Genomic DNA, 16,583 nt, shown 5'->3' with positions numbered 1-16,583 from the left:
GCTGCGCATATCATCGAGCAACGCATCGACAACAAGATCATCCGCCCCAGCGCCAACTACACCGGGCCGGAAAACCTCAAGTTCGTGCCGATCGGAAAACGGAAATAGGCTGGGCGGGCCGCAAACCGCCTTGCCATGTAGCGAAGGCGCCCCCTTGCCCGGCCTGGGCTACACCGAATTATGTAACGGATGGTAGGGGCACTACGCCCCGACTTTCAAATCGTAGAGAATAGCGGCGGATATGGCTGCCGGCCTTGCCGGCAAGCCACCGCCATTGACCCAACTCCAGAAGGAACCCACAGAATGAAGCAACTTGTCCTCGCCGCCTGCATCGGCGCATTTACGCTGACCACCGCCGGTGTTGCGATGGCCCAGGAACCGGCCAAGAAGGCCGCTCCCGCCAAGAAGGCTCCTGCGAAGCACACCAAGAAGACCGCGGCAGCAGCACCCGCAGTCGTCCCCAGTGGCGAAAAATGGCAGTGCGAACTGGGCCATGTCCTGTACATCGGTGGCAACATGCAGCGCGACGAAGTCATCACCGTGAACTGGGAGGGCAAGGAATACCGCCTGCCCCGCCTGTCCACCGTAACCGGCGCCGACCGCTACTTCGACGCCCGCTCCGGCCTGGACCTGGTCGTGATCCCGAGCAAGGCCATGCTGTTCAACAAGAACGCCGGCCAGCGCCTGGCCGACGAGTGCCAGACCGCGGACATGCAGGCTGGCGGCTCGGCCCCGACCCAGGCAGGCGCGCTGCGCGCTCCGGTAGCCACCCCGTTGCTGATCGCCCCGTCGGCACCGGCAGCCGATGCCTCCCAGGCACCGGCCGCGCCCAAGCAGTAAGCACCAACCTATAAGCAATAAGAGCAGTAAGAGCAGTAAGCGGTAATCAGTAGTAAGGGGCCGTAACCTGGCATCGTCCGGCTACGGCCCCATGGGCACCAGGAAGCACAAATATCCGAGGGGATCCCATGTCCGCGCCTATTTCGAACGTCCGCCCTGAACCGGACCCGGTCATGGCCGACATCGTCGACTACGTCACCAGGTATCAGGTCAAGAGCGCGCTTGCCTACGACACGGCCCGCAACTGCCTGATCGACACGCTAGGCTGCGGCCTGGAAGCCCTGTCGTATCCGGCCTGCACCAAGCTGCTGGGCCCGATCGTGCCCGGCACGGTGGTCCCCAACGGCGCCAAGGTGCCCGGCACCCAATTCCAGCTCGACCCGATCCAGGCCGCCTTCAATATCGGCGCCATGATCCGCTGGCTCGATTTCAACGACACCTGGCTGGCCGCCGAATGGGGCCACCCGTCCGACAACCTCGGCGGCATCCTCGCCACCGCCGACTGGCTCTCGCGCAACAACGTGGCCGCCGGGCGCAAGCCGTTGACCATGAAGGACGTGCTCACCGGCATGATCAAAGCCCATGAGATCCAGGGCTGCATCGCGCTGGAAAACGCCTTCAACAAGGTGGGCCTGGACCACGTGGTGCTGGTCAAGGTGGCTTCCGCCGCCGTGGTTGCCCAGATGCTCGGTCTGGCCCGTGACGAAATCCTCAACGCGGTGTCCCTTGCCTGGGTCGACGGGCAAGCGCTGCGCACCTACCGCCACGCCCCCAATACCGGCAGCCGCAAGAGCTGGGCCGCCGGCGACGCCACCAGCCGCGCGGTGCGCCTGGCGCTGATCGCCCGGACCGGCGAGATGGGCTATCCCTCGGTGCTGAGCGCCAAGGGCTGGGGTTTCTACGACGTACTGTTCAAGGGCCAGCCCTTCAGGTTCCAGCGCCCGTATGGCACCTACGTGATGGAGAACGTGCTGTTCAAGATCGCCTTCCCGGCCGAATTCCACTCGCAAACCGCGGTAGAGGCCGCCATGACCCTGCACGGCCAGCTGTGCGCCGCGGGCAAGACGGCAGCGCAGATCAGGCAGGTCACCATCCGCACCCACGAAGCCTGCATCCGCATCATCGACAAAAAAGGCCCGCTGGCCAACCCCGCCGACCGCGACCACTGCATCCAGTACATGGTGGCGGTACCGCTGCTGTTCGGCCGGCTGACCGCCGAGGACTATGAAGACAAGATGGCGGCGGACCCGCGCATCGACGCCCTGCGCGACAAGATCGTGTGCGTGGAGGATCCGCAGTTCACCGCCGACTACCACGACCCGGAGAAGCGCTCCATCGCCAATGCGCTGACCGTGACGCTGGACGACGGCACGGTGCTGCCCGAAGTCGTGGTGGACTACCCGCTCGGCCACAAGCGCCGGCGCGACGAGGGCATCCCACTGCTGGTGGAGAAGTTCAAGACCAACCTCGCCCGCCGTTTTCCGGCCAGGCAGCAGCAAGCGATCCTGGCGGTGTCGCTGGACCAGGCGCGCCTGGAGGCCATGCCGGTCAATGAGTATGTCGACCTGTACGTGATCTGAATGATCTGAGCGGCCTGAGCAAAAAAAACAGGGCCGATTTGCGCGCGCCAAAGCCAACGGGGGCTGACGGCGGCAGACGCCTTGGCCTAAAATCCACGCGGCACGTACCTTGGTTTAGCGATTGGGCAGCAAAGCAGTCCTGCAAGATCAATCAGCAAGAAGGGCAGTAGGCATGAACACGGCGCGCAAAACCGCGCCGCGCGCCGCGCGGCAACCCTGCTTCTCCGGCAGCCGGCGGCAATAGACGATTTACGATTTACGAGTCCAAGCAAGTCCGCACCATCCTTCGATTGGAGTAAGGCAATGCCCCACAATCTCAATAAGACTCTGAAAGAATTCAAGATCGGCCCGTCGAGCAAGGGCCAGTTCTACTCCCTGCCGCAACTGGGCAAGGCACTAGGCGTGGCGGTCGAGCGCCTGCCGGTATCGATTCGCGTCGTACTGGAATCCGTGCTGCGCAACTGCGACGGCAAGAAGGTCACCGAGGAGCACGTCAGGCAGCTCGCCCACTGGAAACCCGTCGCCGAGCGTGTCGACGAGATCCCCTTCGTGGTGGCACGCGTGGTGCTGCAGGATTTCACCGGTGTGCCCTTGCTGGCCGACCTGGCCGCCATGCGCAACGTGGCCGAGAAGATGGGCAAGAACCCCAAGAAGATCGAGCCGCTGGTTCCCGTGGACCTGGTGGTCGACCACTCGGTGCAGATTGACCACTTCCGCGAGAAGAACGCACTGGACCTGAACATGAAACTGGAGTTCCAGCGCAACAACGAGCGCTACCAGTTCATGAAATGGGGCATGCAGGCCTTCGATACCTTTGGCGTGGTGCAGCCGGGCTTCGGCATTGTGCACCAGGTGAACCTGGAGTACCTGGCCCGCGGCGTGCACAAGAAGGACGGCGTGTACTACCCCGACACCCTGGTCGGCACCGACAGCCACACCACCATGATCAACGGCATCGGCGTGGTGGGCTGGGGCGTGGGCGGCATCGAGGCGGAAGCCGGCATGCTGGGCCAGCCGGTCTATTTCCTGACGCCCGACGTGGTCGGCGTGGAACTGAAGGGCCGCCTGCGCGAAGGCGTGACGGCAACCGACCTGGTGCTCACCATCACCGAAATGCTGCGCCGCGAGAAGGTCGTCGGCAAGTTCGTCGAGTTCTTCGGCGAAGGCACGGCCAGCCTGGCACTGCCGGACCGCGCCACCATCGGCAACATGGCACCGGAGTACGGCGCCACCATGGGCTTCTTCCCGGTCGACGAGAAAACCATTGACTACTTCAAGGGCACCGGCCGCACCGAAGAAGAAATTGCCGCCTTCGAGGGCTATTTCCGTGCCCAGAAGATGTTCGGCGTGCCCAAGGCCGGCGAAATCGACTACACCAATGTGGTCACGCTGGACCTGGGCACCGTGGCCCCCTCGCTGGCCGGCCCCAAGCGCCCGCAGGACCGTATCGAGATCGGCAACGTCAAGTCCACCTTTGCCTCGCTGTTCGCCAAGCCGACCGCCGAGAACGGCTTCAACAAGGACATCGCCGACCTGGACCGGACCTACACCACGACCGACGGCCTCGATGTGAAGAGCGGCGACGTGCTGATCGCCGCCATCACGTCCTGCACCAATACCTCCAACCCGAGCGTGCTGCTGGCCGCCGGCCTGCTGGCCAAGAAGGCGGTGGAAGCCGGCCTCAAGGTGGCGCCGCACATCAAGACGTCGCTGGCCCCTGGCAGCCGCGTGGTAACGGAATACCTGCAAGCCGCCGGCCTGCTGCCGTATCTGGAAAAGCTGGGCTTCGGCGTGACCGCCTACGGCTGCACCACCTGCATCGGCAACGCCGGCGACCTGACGCCGGAACTGAACGAGGTCATCACCAAGAACGACCTGGTGGCCGCCGCCGTGCTGTCGGGCAACCGCAACTTCGAAGCACGCATCCACCCGAACATCCGCGCCAACTTCCTGGCCTCGCCGCCGCTGGTGGTGGCCTACGCCATCGCCGGCAACGTCACGCGCGACCTGATGACCGAGCCGGTGGGCACGGGCAAGGGCGGCCGCGAGATCTACCTGGGCGACATCTGGCCGACCTCGGAAGAAATCCACGCGCTGATGAAGTTCGCGATGGACTCGAAGGTGTTCAAGATCAACTACGAGCAGGTCAAGAAGCCGAGCAAGCTGTGGGCCAAGGTCAAGGGCACCAAGGGCCAGGTCTACGACTGGCCGAAGTCCACCTATATCGCCGAGCCACCCTTCTTCGACGGCTTCGGCATGGAGCCGGCCGCCACGCAGTCGAGCGTGCGCAATGCGCGCGCGCTGGGCGTCTTCGGCGACTCCGTGACCACCGACCACATCTCGCCGGCCGGCTCCATCAAGGAATCGTCGCCCGCGGGCAAGTACCTGCTGGCCAACGGCGTGCTCAAGGCGGACTTCAACAGCTACGGCTCGCGCCGCGGCAACCATGAGGTCATGATGCGCGGCACCTTTGCCAATGTGCGCATCAAGAACCTGATGCTGCCCGTCAAGGCCGACGGCTCCCGCGTGGAAGGCGGCGTGACGCTGCACCAGCCGTCCGGCGAAGAACTGTCGATCTACGACGCCGCCATGAAGTACATCGCCGAGGACACGCCCACCGTGGTGTTCGGCGGCGAAGAGTACGGCACGGGCTCGTCGCGCGACTGGGCGGCCAAGGGCACCCAGCTGCTCGGCGTGAAGGCCGTGATCACGCGCAGCTTCGAGCGCATCCACCGCTCCAACCTGGTCGGCATGGGTGTGCTGCCCCTGCAGTTCAAGGGCAGCGACAGCGTGCAGACGCTCGGCATCATCGGCGACGAGACCTTCGACATCGAAGGCATCGAAGGCGAACTGAAGCCGCAGCAGGACGTGACGCTGGTGATCAAGCGCGCCAATGGCGACGTGCAGCGCGTGCCGGTGCTGCTGCGCATCGACACCCCGATCGAGGTCGACTACTACAACCACGGCGGCATCCTGCCGTTCGTGCTGCGTCAGCTGCTGGCTGCCTGACCGGAGCAACCCTGGCCCTTCGGGGCCAAGGGGTGACGCCGCTGGCTCTGCGCCTCTTTCGGAGGCCATGGCCAGTGGCGTTTTTCTTTGGGGCGCCATCCGCGCTGGCCCTAAAGCGCATCAGCCGTCGCTTGTACCGGGCTTACCCCAAGTGTTGGCCGGTGTAAGTTCCACGCAAGGCTGCCCTGCCAAACTGCCCGTCATCCACAAAGAAAACGCCTTGCGCGGGACAGCCATGCCGGCCAACCCCGCCTGAAACGCACAGGAGACATCATGGCAAAGATTTTCATCGCATTCGTCGTCATTGCCGGCGCGGCACTGTATATGCTGTCAAAGGGCGGCGACATCTCGATGGGCGGCGAGCAGCACGGCGTGGAAACCCACGCGCCGGAGGCTGCGCAAGCGCCCGCGCAGAAGTGAAACCCGGTCGGTTCCGCCGCTGCGCGGCGCTGCCTGACGCAATGCAATACAGCCGCCCGGCCCCCAGGCGGCTTTTTTTGTCAACGCAGCGAGTAGAATACCGTTTTACCGAAAAACGGATGATTTCGACTTATGGCAGGTTTTCGCCCCAAGGCTTCCCAACGTCTTTCGCCTGACGCCGAGCGTCTGGTGGCCGATGCGCTTGCGCTCGATGCCTCGGGCAGCCGCATGGAGGATGGCTACTGGGAGCGGCGTCTTTCGCAACGCCTGGGCCGGCTCCTGAAGAACGGCAGCCAATCCGCGCTCGACGCAGCGCTCGAACACCTGTTCAAGCACAACGCCGACGCCTCCGACGTGCTCGCCGAGCAAGCCGAGACCCTCGCCGAATCGGCTACCGTCGAAATCGACGGCGTCAGCTACGACGCCCTGCTGATCGCCGCGCCCATCCTGGCCCACACCCGCTACGCCATCCCGTCCGGCGCGCTCAAGCCCGAGCTGTCGCAGACGCTGGCTGTGCACATGCAGGCGCATGTGCTGGCGGCCAACACCAAGATGGCGCTGTCGCCCTACCTGTACAGCATCGACCAGCTGCCGCGCACGCACAGCGACACCTTTGCCCTGACCTACAAGCTGGTATCGGCCGCCATGGCCGGTACCACGCCCAAGGTCGACCTGCGCGACCTGCCGGAAACCGCGCCGATCCTGGCCGATCCGCGCTACCTGCTGGCCGTGGTGGTGGCACCGCACGAGCAGGCCCTGTTCCGCTGGCAGGAAGACGCCAAGGAGCACCATGCCGAGCGCAGCGTCTGCCTGGAGCAATGGCGCACCCAGGTGCAGCCGTCGATCGCGCTGCTAATGCCCGGCTGTGAGTTCGACCTGCTGCTACCCGACGCCTTCTTCCTGTCCTGCCGCGAATCCGACAAGAGCATCCGCCCGCTGACCGTGCGCGCTGCCGTCAACTACCTGTGCGGCACGCTGGACGTGCCGGCCGGCCAGATGGCGGCCGTGGTCGCGGCATTCGGCGAGGAAGAAGTCGAGGAATACCGCGTGGGCTTCACCATGCGCGGCGAGAAGGATGTGATCTACGGCATCGTCTGGCCGGTGTATGGCCGCGAGTCCGACGAGATCGATGCCAGCGAGAAGGACAACCCGCTGGAGCAGATCTGCGAGGAACTGCGCAACGCCGGGGTGGAAGACATCTTCCGCCACGCCGCGCTGTTCGACCCCGAGTATTGCGAAGACTGCGGCACGCCGCTTTACGCCGACCGCTCTGGCGAGATCGTCCACGCCGAGTTGCCGGAAGACGCGCCCACGCAGCAGCCGCTGTTCCACTGAGCTGCGTCGCTTCGCCCTGCCCGACCAACGGCCCGCCTTGCGCGGGCCGTTTTTCCTTCAGCCGGCGGCCGCCGGGCTGACGCAGCGCCACAGCGCATGACCGGAGGCCGCGTACTTGCGCTCGAACGGCGTGATGGCCTCGGCCGGCTGCCACAGCTCGACCTGCGCTGGCCGGCCGACCAGCGCCAGGGCCTGGGCAAACTCGTCGATGTAGACCTGCCAGTTGCTGCGGCACTCCAGGTACGTGCCGCACGCAGCCAGCGCCGGGAACACCGCATGGCCTTGCCAGCGCCGCCCCAGGTGGCCGATCTTGGGCCAGGGATTGGGATACAGCACGTAATGGCGATCCACCGCGATGTGATCCGACTGCAGCATCCGCCAGACGTCGACCAGGTCCGCGCGCGCCCAGGCAAAATTGGCCGGCATCGGGCCATCCCACCAGTCCTTGCCCCCGGTCAGCCGTTTCTCCGACTGATCCACGCCGATCACGAAATGCCCGGGGAACGCCGTGGCCAGGCGCAAGGTGCTCTCCCCCACGCCGCAACCGGCGTCCAGGATCAGCGGGGCCGCTCCGGCCTGCTGCCATTGCTGCAACGCAAGATCCAGCGCGCGCCGGCTCGGCTCGCCGATCGGCTTGCGAAAGGGCTCGGCCAGGTGGCGGGCAAGGCGCGCCTCGAGGTGGTCGTGGACATCGGCCTGGGCCGAGGTGATGGTGCGGGAGTTGGCAAACATGGGCGGGATTCTACCCGGCTGCCGAGCGCTGCGGGATCGCCGGGGCATGCGGCGCTGGCGACGGGCGTGGACAAATGCCATCCACTGCTGCGAGCATAAGGATATGACGTCGATGTCGCACGCAGATGTCGTTTTGACGGCACAATGCGGGCAACCGGGGTGAACCAGCGGGCCGCCCAAGCGTGACCCGCCACCCCATCTGAGAACCCGCCGCCGCCATCCCATCCTGGCGACGGCCCGTACGAGGAGCGCATCCCGATGACCGCCACACGCCGCACACGCCACACCTCCAGCCTCGCCGCCATGATGCCGCGCCGCGCGCTGCTGCAAGCCGGTGCCGCGCTCGCGCTCGGCAGTGCCGCGCTGATGCTGTTGCCCGCCGGTGCGGCGCAGGCCGAAGACCTGCGCATCGGCTTGTCCGCCGACGTGACCTCGATGGACCCGCAGTGGAACAACTCCGGCCCCAACAACGCCATCGCGCTGCATATCTTCGAGTCGCTGGTGTTCCTCGACAAGAATGCCCGCTACATCCCCGGCCTGGCGCTGTCGTGGAAACCGGTCAACGCCATCACCTGGGAAATCAAGCTGCGCCCCAACGTGAAATGGCATGACGGCACGCCGTTTACCAGCGAAGACGTCAAGGCCTCGCTCGAGCGCCCCGACAAGCTCACCAACAGCCCGGGTTCCTTCACCAGCTACACCAAGCCGATCGCGCGCATCGACACGCCCGACCCGTTGACCGTGCGCCTGACCATGAGCGTGCCGAACTACGCCAACCTGGCCAACGACCTGAACAGCGTGCCGATCATGCCGAAGAAGGTAGCTGCCACACTGAGCCAGGCGGATTTCGACTCCGGCAAGGCGATGATCGGCACCGGCCCATTCAAGTTCGTGCGCTTCGCGCGCGGGCAGGAAATCGTGATGGCGAAGAACCCCGACTACTGGGGCCCGAAGACGGAATGGGATCGCGCGATCTTTCGCATCATCACGGACAACGGCGCGCGCAGCGCGGCGCTGCTGTCCGGCGACGTCGACGTGATCGAAAGCGTGCCGTCCGCGGACGTGGCCAAGCTCAGGCAGAACCCCAAGTTCCGCATCGAGCAGCAGGTCTCGTGGCGCACCATCTTCTGGCAGATGGACCAGTCGCGCGACAACCCGCCCTACGTCACCGACAAGGCCGGCAAGCCGCTGGGCAAGAACCCCTTCAAGGACGCACGCGTGCGTGCCGCCATCAGCCGCGCGCTGAACCGCGACGCCATCGTCAGCCGCATCATGGAAGGCCTGGCCGTGCCGGCCTCGTCGATCGTCTCGCCGCAGATCTTCGGCCACCCCGGCACCAAGCCAGAGGCCTATGACCCCGAAGGCGCCAAGAAGCTGCTGGCCGCGGCGGGCTATCCGGATGGGTTCGGCCTGACGCTGCACGCCACCAACAACCGCTACCTGAACGATGCTGCCGTGGCACAGGCCACCGCCAGCATGCTCACGCGCATCGGCATCCAGACCAAGGTGGAAACGCTACCGGTAGCCGCGTACTTCACCCGTGCGCGCCAGGGCGACTTTGCGTTCGAGATGCTGGGCTGGGGCTCGGCAGCGGCCGACGTGGCGCTGCGATCGATCACCGGCACGCCGAACCCCAAGACGGGATACGGCACGTGGAACTGGGGCAAATACAGCAATACCCAGCTCGACCAGCTGATCGAGAAATCGCTGACCACGGTGACCAGCGACAAGGCCCGCGAGGAAAACGCCCGCGCCGCAGCCAGGTTCGCCCTGGCCGACCACGCCATCATCCCCTCGCACAGCCAGCTGGCGATGTGGGCCATGCGCAAGGACCTGAAGTACGAAGCGCGCACCGACGAGTGGTCGCTGGCGCAGTTCTTCCACAAGCAGTAAGAGAGAGGCAGAGAGGCGTTTCGCGAGGCGGCGTTGGGTGTTGAACCCGGCGCCGCCACCTACCTGGCAGCTTGAATCAGATCCGCAGGCCGTCTTCCTGGTTTGCGTTCGCCGCGCGCAAACCCTTCACCCATTCGCGCGCCGGCAACCCGGTCGTATCCTCCAGCACCTTCGCGCGAATCTCCAGCACGTCCCACGACACATCGATTGCCGGCCCATTGAAGGCAAGCGCAATGACATTGCCGTCGTGCACTTCGGGGAACACCAGCACGCGGTTATCAAACGCTTCGCAGATCCGCACGATGTTCTTCGGGAAACTGTCGTGATCGCCGAACAGGTTGATCGTCATCACGCCCGGCGCCTTGAGCACACGGCGGCACGCCTTGTAGAACGCCGTGGTGTCAAGCACCGGCCCGCGCGCGGTGGCGTCATACAGGTCCACCTGCAGCACATCCAGCGCGCCGGTGTGCGCGCCATCCATCACGTAATCCCACGCATCCTGCTCCCGCACGGTAAGGCGCTCGTCGTCTTCACGCAGGCCGAACATGCTGCGGCCCGCAATGATCACGGCCGGGTTGAGCTCCACCGCCGTCACCCGCGCGCGGCTGAACTGGCGATGGCAGAACTTGGTGAGCGCAGCCGCGCCCAGGCCCAGCTGCGTCACGTGAAACTCCGGCGCCGAGGGCGACAGGAACAACAGCCACGCCATCATCTGCTGCGCGTACTCCAGCTCGATGGCATCGGGCTTGCGCAGGCGCATGGCGCCTTGCACCCATTCGGTGCCGAAATGCAGGTAGCGCACACCGTCCATCTCGGAGAAGGTCACCGGCGCGAAGCGCGGGGTCATGCGCTTTTCCTCGCGCTGCGCAGCTTGCGCGCTGCGTGCGCCGCGTCCGTCCTCAGGGCTGCGCGCGCCGCGCGCGGGACGGCGCGAGGCCACGGCTTCAATCGATTTGCGTTTGAGAAGAGTCATGGTGGTCAGGAAGAATGCGTGTAAGCGTGCCGCCCAGCGGGGCCGCACGTAAGTCAGTTCGGATCGACCCGGGATCAGGCTTTGCCGAGCGCGCCCTGGGCACGCTGCAGCCACTCCCGGTTGTGCTCGCGGGCGTGGCGCGGCCAGTGCTTGCCGTCGTGCACGATCTCCGCGTACAGCGCCTGGGCGCGCTCGCGGTCGGCCGGTTCCCCGCGGGCCGTCAGCCAGTCGGCAAACAGGCACCGCGCGGCGGCATCGCTGGCGCAAGTCAGCGCCTGCTCGAATGCAGCCCGCGTGCCGGGCGCGTCCGACGCGGCCAGCGCGCGAGCGTACAGCAATGCAGGGTCCGCTTGCTGGCGGGCCTGGGGCTGGGAGGCGAACAAGCGCTCCAGCGCCGCCACGGCAGCGGCATGGCCACCGGTGGCGAACTGCGCGCGCGCCAACCCCAGCAGCAGCGCCGGGTCGGTGGCGAACGGCCCGCTGGCGGCGGCCTCATAGTGTTCCAGCGCAGCCTTGGACTCGCCGGCCTCGAGCAAGGCGGCGCCCAGGCGCATGCGGTGATCGACGGTGGGCGCGCGGTCGAACGCGTCGCGCGCCTCGCGCACCGCGCGGTTGGGGTCGACCAACTGGCCAATGGCGCGCTTGGCGGCCCGCGCACCCCGCGTCTGGCGCAGCCCGGGCAGGTAGATGGCGAAGAAATACACCACGCTGCCCAGGCCCGGGAAGGCAAACAGGATCAGCAGCCAGTACATGTTCTGCTGGGTGCGCACCGCGTGCACGGCGAAGAACACGGCGATGATGACGTGAAAACCAATTCCTAGATACGGCATTGTCTATCTATCCTGCAAAGCGTTGGCCGGCGGCCTTCCCACCGGCATGCACAGCCGTGATTGTGACAGATGCGGCCGGGGTGCCCGATGCGGCATGCTACTTGCTACTGTCACAAATGCCTTTTACGGTAAGGCTGTCTTGCGTCTACGTTCTGCGCTTACGTTCTGCGCTTGGCTTCCTGGCATACCTGCCTGGCTTGCCTTACCAAGGCCCGAGACGCTCCCCCCAAACCTGGCCCCCACGACAAAGGATCCGCAGATATGAGCTACATCCACTTCATCGGTGGTGAAAAAGGCGGCGTCGGCAAATCGCTCGTCGCCCGCCTGCTAGCCCAGCATTTTATCGACCGGAGCATGCCGTTCCTGGGCTTCGACACCGACAAGTCGCACGGCGCCCTGCTGCGCTTCTATGCCGACTTTGCCGCGCCCGCCGTGCTGGACAAGCACGACAGCCTGGACCCCATTATCGAGCACGCCGTGGAAGACCCGCAGCGGCGCATCCTGGTCGACCTCGCGGCCCAGACGCAGCACGCACTAGCAAAATGGATGGACGACGCCGACGTGCTGGCGCTGGCCGAAGCGCATGGCCTGACGCTCACCTGGTGGCACGTGATGGATGCGGGCCGCGACTCGGTCGACCTGCTGCGCCAGTGGCTTGACCAGTTCGGCGGCCGCATCAAGCTGGTGCTGGTCCTCAATGAAGTCCGCGGCGATCGCTTCGAGATCCTGGAAGCCTCGGGCGAACGCGCCCGCGCCGAAGCGCTGGGCGCCAGCGTGATGACGCTACGCCACCTGCCCGATACGACCATGCAGAAGATCGATCAGCAAAGCACCAGCTTCTGGGCCGCGGTCAATCATCCGGAGCGCGCCGCCACCGGGCTCGGCATGCTGGAGCGCCAGCGCGTCAAGGTCTGGCTGAACCGGGCCTATGGGGAGATGGCTGCGCTGGCGTTGTGAGTGGAATCGCTGGCAGTTGATCTCGGCAGCTAGGATGCGTCCTGAACCCCAAGCCCCGCAGCCTCGATCCCCGCATGAGCCTGCCGTGTCAGCAGCGGTTCGCCGTTGACTGCGCGAGCGATCAGGGCATCGGGCTGCGCGACGGGAATTCCCTGCGCCCGGTACCATGCATCATCATAGTAAGTATTGCCATAGCGTTCACCGCTATCACACAGCAAGCCGACGATGGCGCCCTGCTCGCCCGCCGCCGCCATCCGCTCGGCCAGGTACAGCACACCGACGAAGTTGGTGCCTGTCGAGCCGCCCACGCGACGGCCGAAGCGCGCGGCCAGATAGCGCATCGCGGCAAAGGACAAGGCATCGGGTACCTTGAGCATCGCATCGATGCACGTCGGAATAAAGGAGCGCTCGACACGCGGGCGGCCGATGCCCTCGATCCGCGAGCCGACGTCCAGGCTCAGGCTGCTGTCCGGCTGGCCCGCCAGCATGCTTTTGAAATAGTCAAAAAATACGGAGTTCTCCGGGTCGGCGCAAAGAATGCGGGTTCTATGCCGGCTGTAGGCAACGTAGCGGCCCAATGTTGCGACGGTGCCACCGGTGCCTCCGCTGGCCACGAGCCACGTCGGAACCGGGTATTCCTCGTCAGCCATCTGCTTGAAAATCGACTCGGCGATATTGTTGTTGGCGCGCCAGTCGGTAGCACGCTCCGCATAGGTGAACTGGTCCATGAAATGGCCACCGGTTTCCACCGCTATGCAGTGCGATTCCGTATAGATGTCCGCCGGATTGGCAACCAGTTGGCAGCGCCCGCCATAGAATTCGATCGCCTCGATTTTCGCCCTTGAGGTACCCGCCGGAATCACCGCAACGAAGGGCAAGCCGAGCAGCCTGGCAAAGTAGGCTTCGGAGATGGCCGTCGAGCCGCTGGACGCCTCCACGACGGTGCTTTTTTCGTTCAGCCAGCCATTGCAAAGCGCGTAGAGAAACAGCGATCTCGCCAGGCGATGTTTCAGGCTGCCGGTCGGATGGCTGGATTCATCCTTGAAATAGAAGCGGATTTGCGGATATCCCGGCAGGTCCAGCGGAATCAGGTGCGTATCGGCGCAGCGGTTGAAGTCGGCTTCGATCTTGCGAATCGCTTCGCGGGTCCAGTCAGAGCGTGGCATGGGAACCTTCACTGAAATGACTGCGAACAAAACAACAGCCTTGGGCGCCCGGCGCGGCTTCGCGCCGGTTGGCATATCGAGATTTCGATCATAGACGCCCGAGCGGCTCTGCGGTAATTTGCCCCTCTACGGCAGCCGACGGCTTGCCCGCCGGCACGAATATCAGCGCTTAGTTCAGCAGCGCACGCCACAACGCCAGCTTCTGCTCAAAATTGCGCGCCGCATGTGCCGGGCTCGATGAGGGCAGCACCACAGTCTCATAGCCTGCCGCCTCAAACTGCGCGGCGAAACGACCCGACGTACCGCCGTTAAAGCCGACGCGGCGCAACGCAGGCGCCAGCGCCTTGAGCCGCACGAAGTCGTTGGCCTGCGGATGGCGGATATTGCTGTCCAGGCTGCCCTCGCGCACGCAGGCGCCGAGCACATCCCACACGCCGATGCCGTGGGACAGCAACCGCGCCAAACGATCGGCGTAAGGCAAAGCAGGCAGGGGCTCGCCGGTCAGCGCGCCCAGCAGCGGCCAGAACTGGTTGCGTGGATGCGCGTAATACTGCTGCGCCGCCAGCGACGCCGCGCCGGGAAAGCTGCCCAGCACCAGTACGCGGATGTGCCGATCGATGACCGGTGCAAGGCCTTGCTGTAGATCGGGGGGGAGAACCAGAGGGGATGCGGGAGATGGGACGGGCATGGGGTGAGTGTACTTGGCCCCGGGGGAGGACGGGCGCCTGCGCGGCTTGCATGCATCATGCTTGCTGCCGGCGCCCGCCCTCTCCCGGTCCCTCTCCCGCAGGCGGGAGAGGGAGCAAACCCGCTACGCTTACGCCAGCAGCTTATTGACGCGCTGCACGTAGATCGAGGGGTCTTCGAGCGTGCCGCCCTCGGCCAGCAGGGCCTGGTCGAACAGTACGTGCACGCGGTCGCCGAAGGCGTCGTCCGTGGGACCGGCCTCTACCAGCGCGCGCAGCTTTTTCACCAGCGCGTGGTCGGGGTTCAGCTCCAGGATGGGCTGGGCGTCGGGCGCCTTCTGGCCGGCCTGCTTCAGCAGGCGTTGCAGGTAGCCGCTCATGTCGCCTTCGTCCGACACCAGGCAGGATGCCGACTCGGTCAGGCGCAGCGTGACGCGCACGTCCTTGGCCTTGCCATCCAGCACAGCCTTGGCGCGTTCCAGCACGTCCTTCCAGTCGCCTTCGGCCTTTTCCTGCTCGGCCTTCTCGTCGGCGTCGGCCAGCGCGCCAAGCTCCAGGTCGCCGCGTGCCACCGAGACCAGTTCCTTGCCATCGAACTCGCGCAGGAAGGACAGCATCCATTCGTCCACGCGGTCCGTCAGCAGCAGGACTTCGATGCCCTTCTTGCGGAACACTTCCAGGTGCGGGCTCGACTTGGCCGCGGCCCAGCTATCGGCCGTGACGTAGTAGATCTTGTCCTGGCCTTCCTTCATGCGGCCCACGTAGGCAGCCAGCGCCACGCTCTGCTCGGCGCTGTCCTGATGCGTGGAGGCAAAGCGCACCAGCTTGGCGATGCGCTCCAGGTTGGCGGCGTCTTCGCCCAGGCCTTCCTTGAGCACCTGGCCGAACTGCTGCCAGAAGGTGGTGTACTTGGCGCGTTCGGCTTCGTCCTCGCTGTCCGCCAGCGTTTCCAGCATCGACAGCACGCGCTTGGTGCAGCCTTCGCGGATGGCCTTCACGTCGCGGCTTTCCTGCAGCAGTTCGCGCGAGACGTTGAGCGGCAGGTCGGCCGAATCCACCACGCCCTTGACGAAGCGCAGGTATGCCGGCAGCAACTGCTCGGCATCGTCCATGATGAAGACGCGCTTCACATAGAGCTTGAGGCCGGCCTTGTGGTTGCGGTCCCACATATCGAACGGCGCACGCGCCGGCACGTACAGCAGCTGCGTGTATTCGCTGCGGCCTTCGACGCGGTTATGGGTGTAGGCCAGCGGCGCTTCGTTGTCGTGCGCGATGTGCTGGTAGAAAGCGGTGTACTGCGCTTCGGTGATGTCCGATTTGGAGCGGGTCCACAGGGCGCTGGCCTGGTTCACGCTCTCCCACTCGCCCGTGTCCTTGTAGGCGCTGGTCTCGGCATCCCAGACTTCCTTGGGCATGCGGATCGGCAGCGAGATGTGGTCGGAATATTTCTGGATGATGCCCTTGATCTTCCAGGCGGAGAGGAAATCGTCCTCGCCTTCGCGCAGGTGCAGCGTGATGGTGGAACCGCGCTCGGCACGATCGATGGCATCGACGGTGAACTCGCCGTCGCCTGCGCTTTCCCAGCGTACGGCTTCGCTGGCGGGCAGGCCGGCGCGCCGCGTTTCCACGGTGACCTTGTCAGCCACGATGAACGCCGAATAGAAGCCCACGCCGAACTGGCCGATCAGGGCGGCGTCCTTCTGCTGGTCGCCGGAGAGCTGCTGGAAGAATTCCTTGGTGCCCGAGCGGGCGATGGTGCCAAGGTTGCGGATCGCCTCGTCGCGGCTCATGCCGATGCCGTTGTCGGTGATCTTCAGCGTGCGGGCCTTGGCGTCGGCCTCGATGCGGATCGCCAGGTCGGCGTCGTTCTCGAGCAGGGCCGGGTTGGCAATCGCCTCGAAGCGCAGCTTGTCAGTGGCGTCGGAAGCATTCGAAACCAGCTCGCGCAGGAAAATTTCCTTGTTGCTGTACAGCGAGTGGATCATCAGGTGCAGCAGTTGCTTCACTTCCGCCTGGAAGCTCATCGTCTCGTGCGGTGCGGTCATGGTTCTCCTCTTAACAATCTTGGCAAACTTGGCTGATTTGGGAATCTAGGCAATGTGACGGGCCGGCAGCCGGGGGCTGCGGGCCGGCGTCAGGCCGGTGACCCGAGACATAAGGGC

The 16,583-nt window shown here is 65.3% G+C and carries 13 protein-coding genes; 7 read left to right on the top strand and 6 right to left on the bottom strand.

What is annotated here, in order from left to right; all coding sequences use genetic code 11:
* Positions 1–303: 303 nt before the first annotated feature.
* The 5 genes from AC07XB_RS08865 (at position 304) to AC07XB_RS08845 (ending at position 7,184) form a co-directional block, all read left to right on the top strand.
* Entirely contained in the window at positions 304–840 is a 537-nt protein-coding gene (locus tag AC07XB_RS08865; RefSeq protein WP_492375410.1) for a hypothetical protein, read from the top strand.
* A 128-nt stretch (positions 841–968) separates the two neighbouring features.
* Complete coding sequence (locus AC07XB_RS08860) at positions 969–2,420, top strand: bifunctional 2-methylcitrate dehydratase/aconitate hydratase (protein ID WP_492831092.1); 1,452 nt, start codon at positions 969–971, stop codon at positions 2,418–2,420.
* A 303-nt stretch (positions 2,421–2,723) separates the two neighbouring features.
* Positions 2,724–5,429 carry an aconitate hydratase AcnA gene (gene acnA / locus AC07XB_RS08855; RefSeq protein WP_492375408.1) on the top strand — a complete coding sequence of 902 codons (2,706 nt, stop codon included), beginning with the start codon at positions 2,724–2,726 and terminating at the stop codon, positions 5,427–5,429.
* Positions 5,430–5,702: 273 nt separating this feature from the next.
* On the top strand, positions 5,703–5,849 hold the full coding sequence (locus AC07XB_RS08850) for a hypothetical protein (RefSeq protein WP_170301880.1): 147 nt from the start codon (positions 5,703–5,705) through the stop codon (positions 5,847–5,849).
* A 132-nt stretch (positions 5,850–5,981) separates the two neighbouring features.
* On the top strand, positions 5,982–7,184 hold the full coding sequence (locus AC07XB_RS08845) for a DUF2863 family protein (RefSeq protein ID WP_492831091.1): 1,203 nt from the start codon (positions 5,982–5,984) through the stop codon (positions 7,182–7,184).
* Between the two features lie 57 nt (positions 7,185–7,241).
* Here the strand turns inward: AC07XB_RS08845 and trmB are convergent, their stop codons facing one another.
* Complete coding sequence (trmB, locus tag AC07XB_RS08840) at positions 7,242–7,916, bottom strand: tRNA (guanine(46)-N(7))-methyltransferase TrmB (RefSeq protein WP_492375407.1); 675 nt, start codon at positions 7,914–7,916, stop codon at positions 7,242–7,244.
* A gap of 258 nt (positions 7,917–8,174) precedes the next feature.
* Here trmB and AC07XB_RS08835 point away from each other — a divergent pair, with 258 nt between their 5' ends.
* Complete coding sequence (locus AC07XB_RS08835) at positions 8,175–9,809, top strand: ABC transporter substrate-binding protein (RefSeq protein ID WP_492375406.1); 1,635 nt, start codon at positions 8,175–8,177, stop codon at positions 9,807–9,809.
* Between the two features lie 76 nt (positions 9,810–9,885).
* On the opposite strand, the gene AC07XB_RS08830 is transcribed toward AC07XB_RS08835, so the two are convergent.
* The gene (locus tag AC07XB_RS08830; RefSeq protein WP_492813711.1) at positions 9,886–10,782 is read right to left on the bottom strand and encodes a class I SAM-dependent methyltransferase; all 897 of its coding nucleotides are present in this window, start codon (positions 10,780–10,782) and stop codon (positions 9,886–9,888) included.
* A gap of 74 nt (positions 10,783–10,856) precedes the next feature.
* Complete coding sequence (locus tag AC07XB_RS08825) at positions 10,857–11,612, bottom strand: hypothetical protein (protein WP_492375404.1); 756 nt, start codon at positions 11,610–11,612, stop codon at positions 10,857–10,859.
* Between the two features lie 261 nt (positions 11,613–11,873).
* Between AC07XB_RS08825 and AC07XB_RS08820 the strand changes: the two genes are divergently transcribed.
* Positions 11,874–12,569, top strand: a complete 696-nt coding sequence (locus AC07XB_RS08820) for a P-loop NTPase family protein (RefSeq protein WP_492375403.1) — start codon at positions 11,874–11,876, stop codon at positions 12,567–12,569.
* A gap of 29 nt (positions 12,570–12,598) precedes the next feature.
* Here AC07XB_RS08820 and AC07XB_RS08815 read toward each other — a convergent pair whose 3' ends face one another.
* The 3 genes from AC07XB_RS08815 to htpG form a co-directional block, all read right to left on the bottom strand.
* Positions 12,599–13,735 (bottom strand): PLP-dependent cysteine synthase family protein, encoded by a 1,137-nt coding sequence (locus AC07XB_RS08815; protein WP_492375413.1) that lies wholly within the window; start codon positions 13,733–13,735, stop codon positions 12,599–12,601.
* A 169-nt stretch (positions 13,736–13,904) separates the two neighbouring features.
* Complete coding sequence (locus AC07XB_RS08810; protein ID WP_492831090.1) at positions 13,905–14,423, bottom strand: DNA-deoxyinosine glycosylase; 519 nt, start codon at positions 14,421–14,423, stop codon at positions 13,905–13,907.
* Positions 14,424–14,552: 129 nt separating this feature from the next.
* A complete protein-coding gene (htpG, locus tag AC07XB_RS08805; protein ID WP_492831089.1) occupies positions 14,553–16,466 on the bottom strand; it encodes a molecular chaperone HtpG in 1,914 nt (637 codons plus the stop codon).
* Positions 16,467–16,583: the final 117 nt, after the last annotated feature.

It is taken from the genome of Cupriavidus sp. GW821-FHT02F09 (assembly GCF_059421605.1).
The sequence above is the reverse complement of the archived record's forward strand: the minus strand, read 5'-3'. Positions and strand labels throughout refer to the sequence as shown.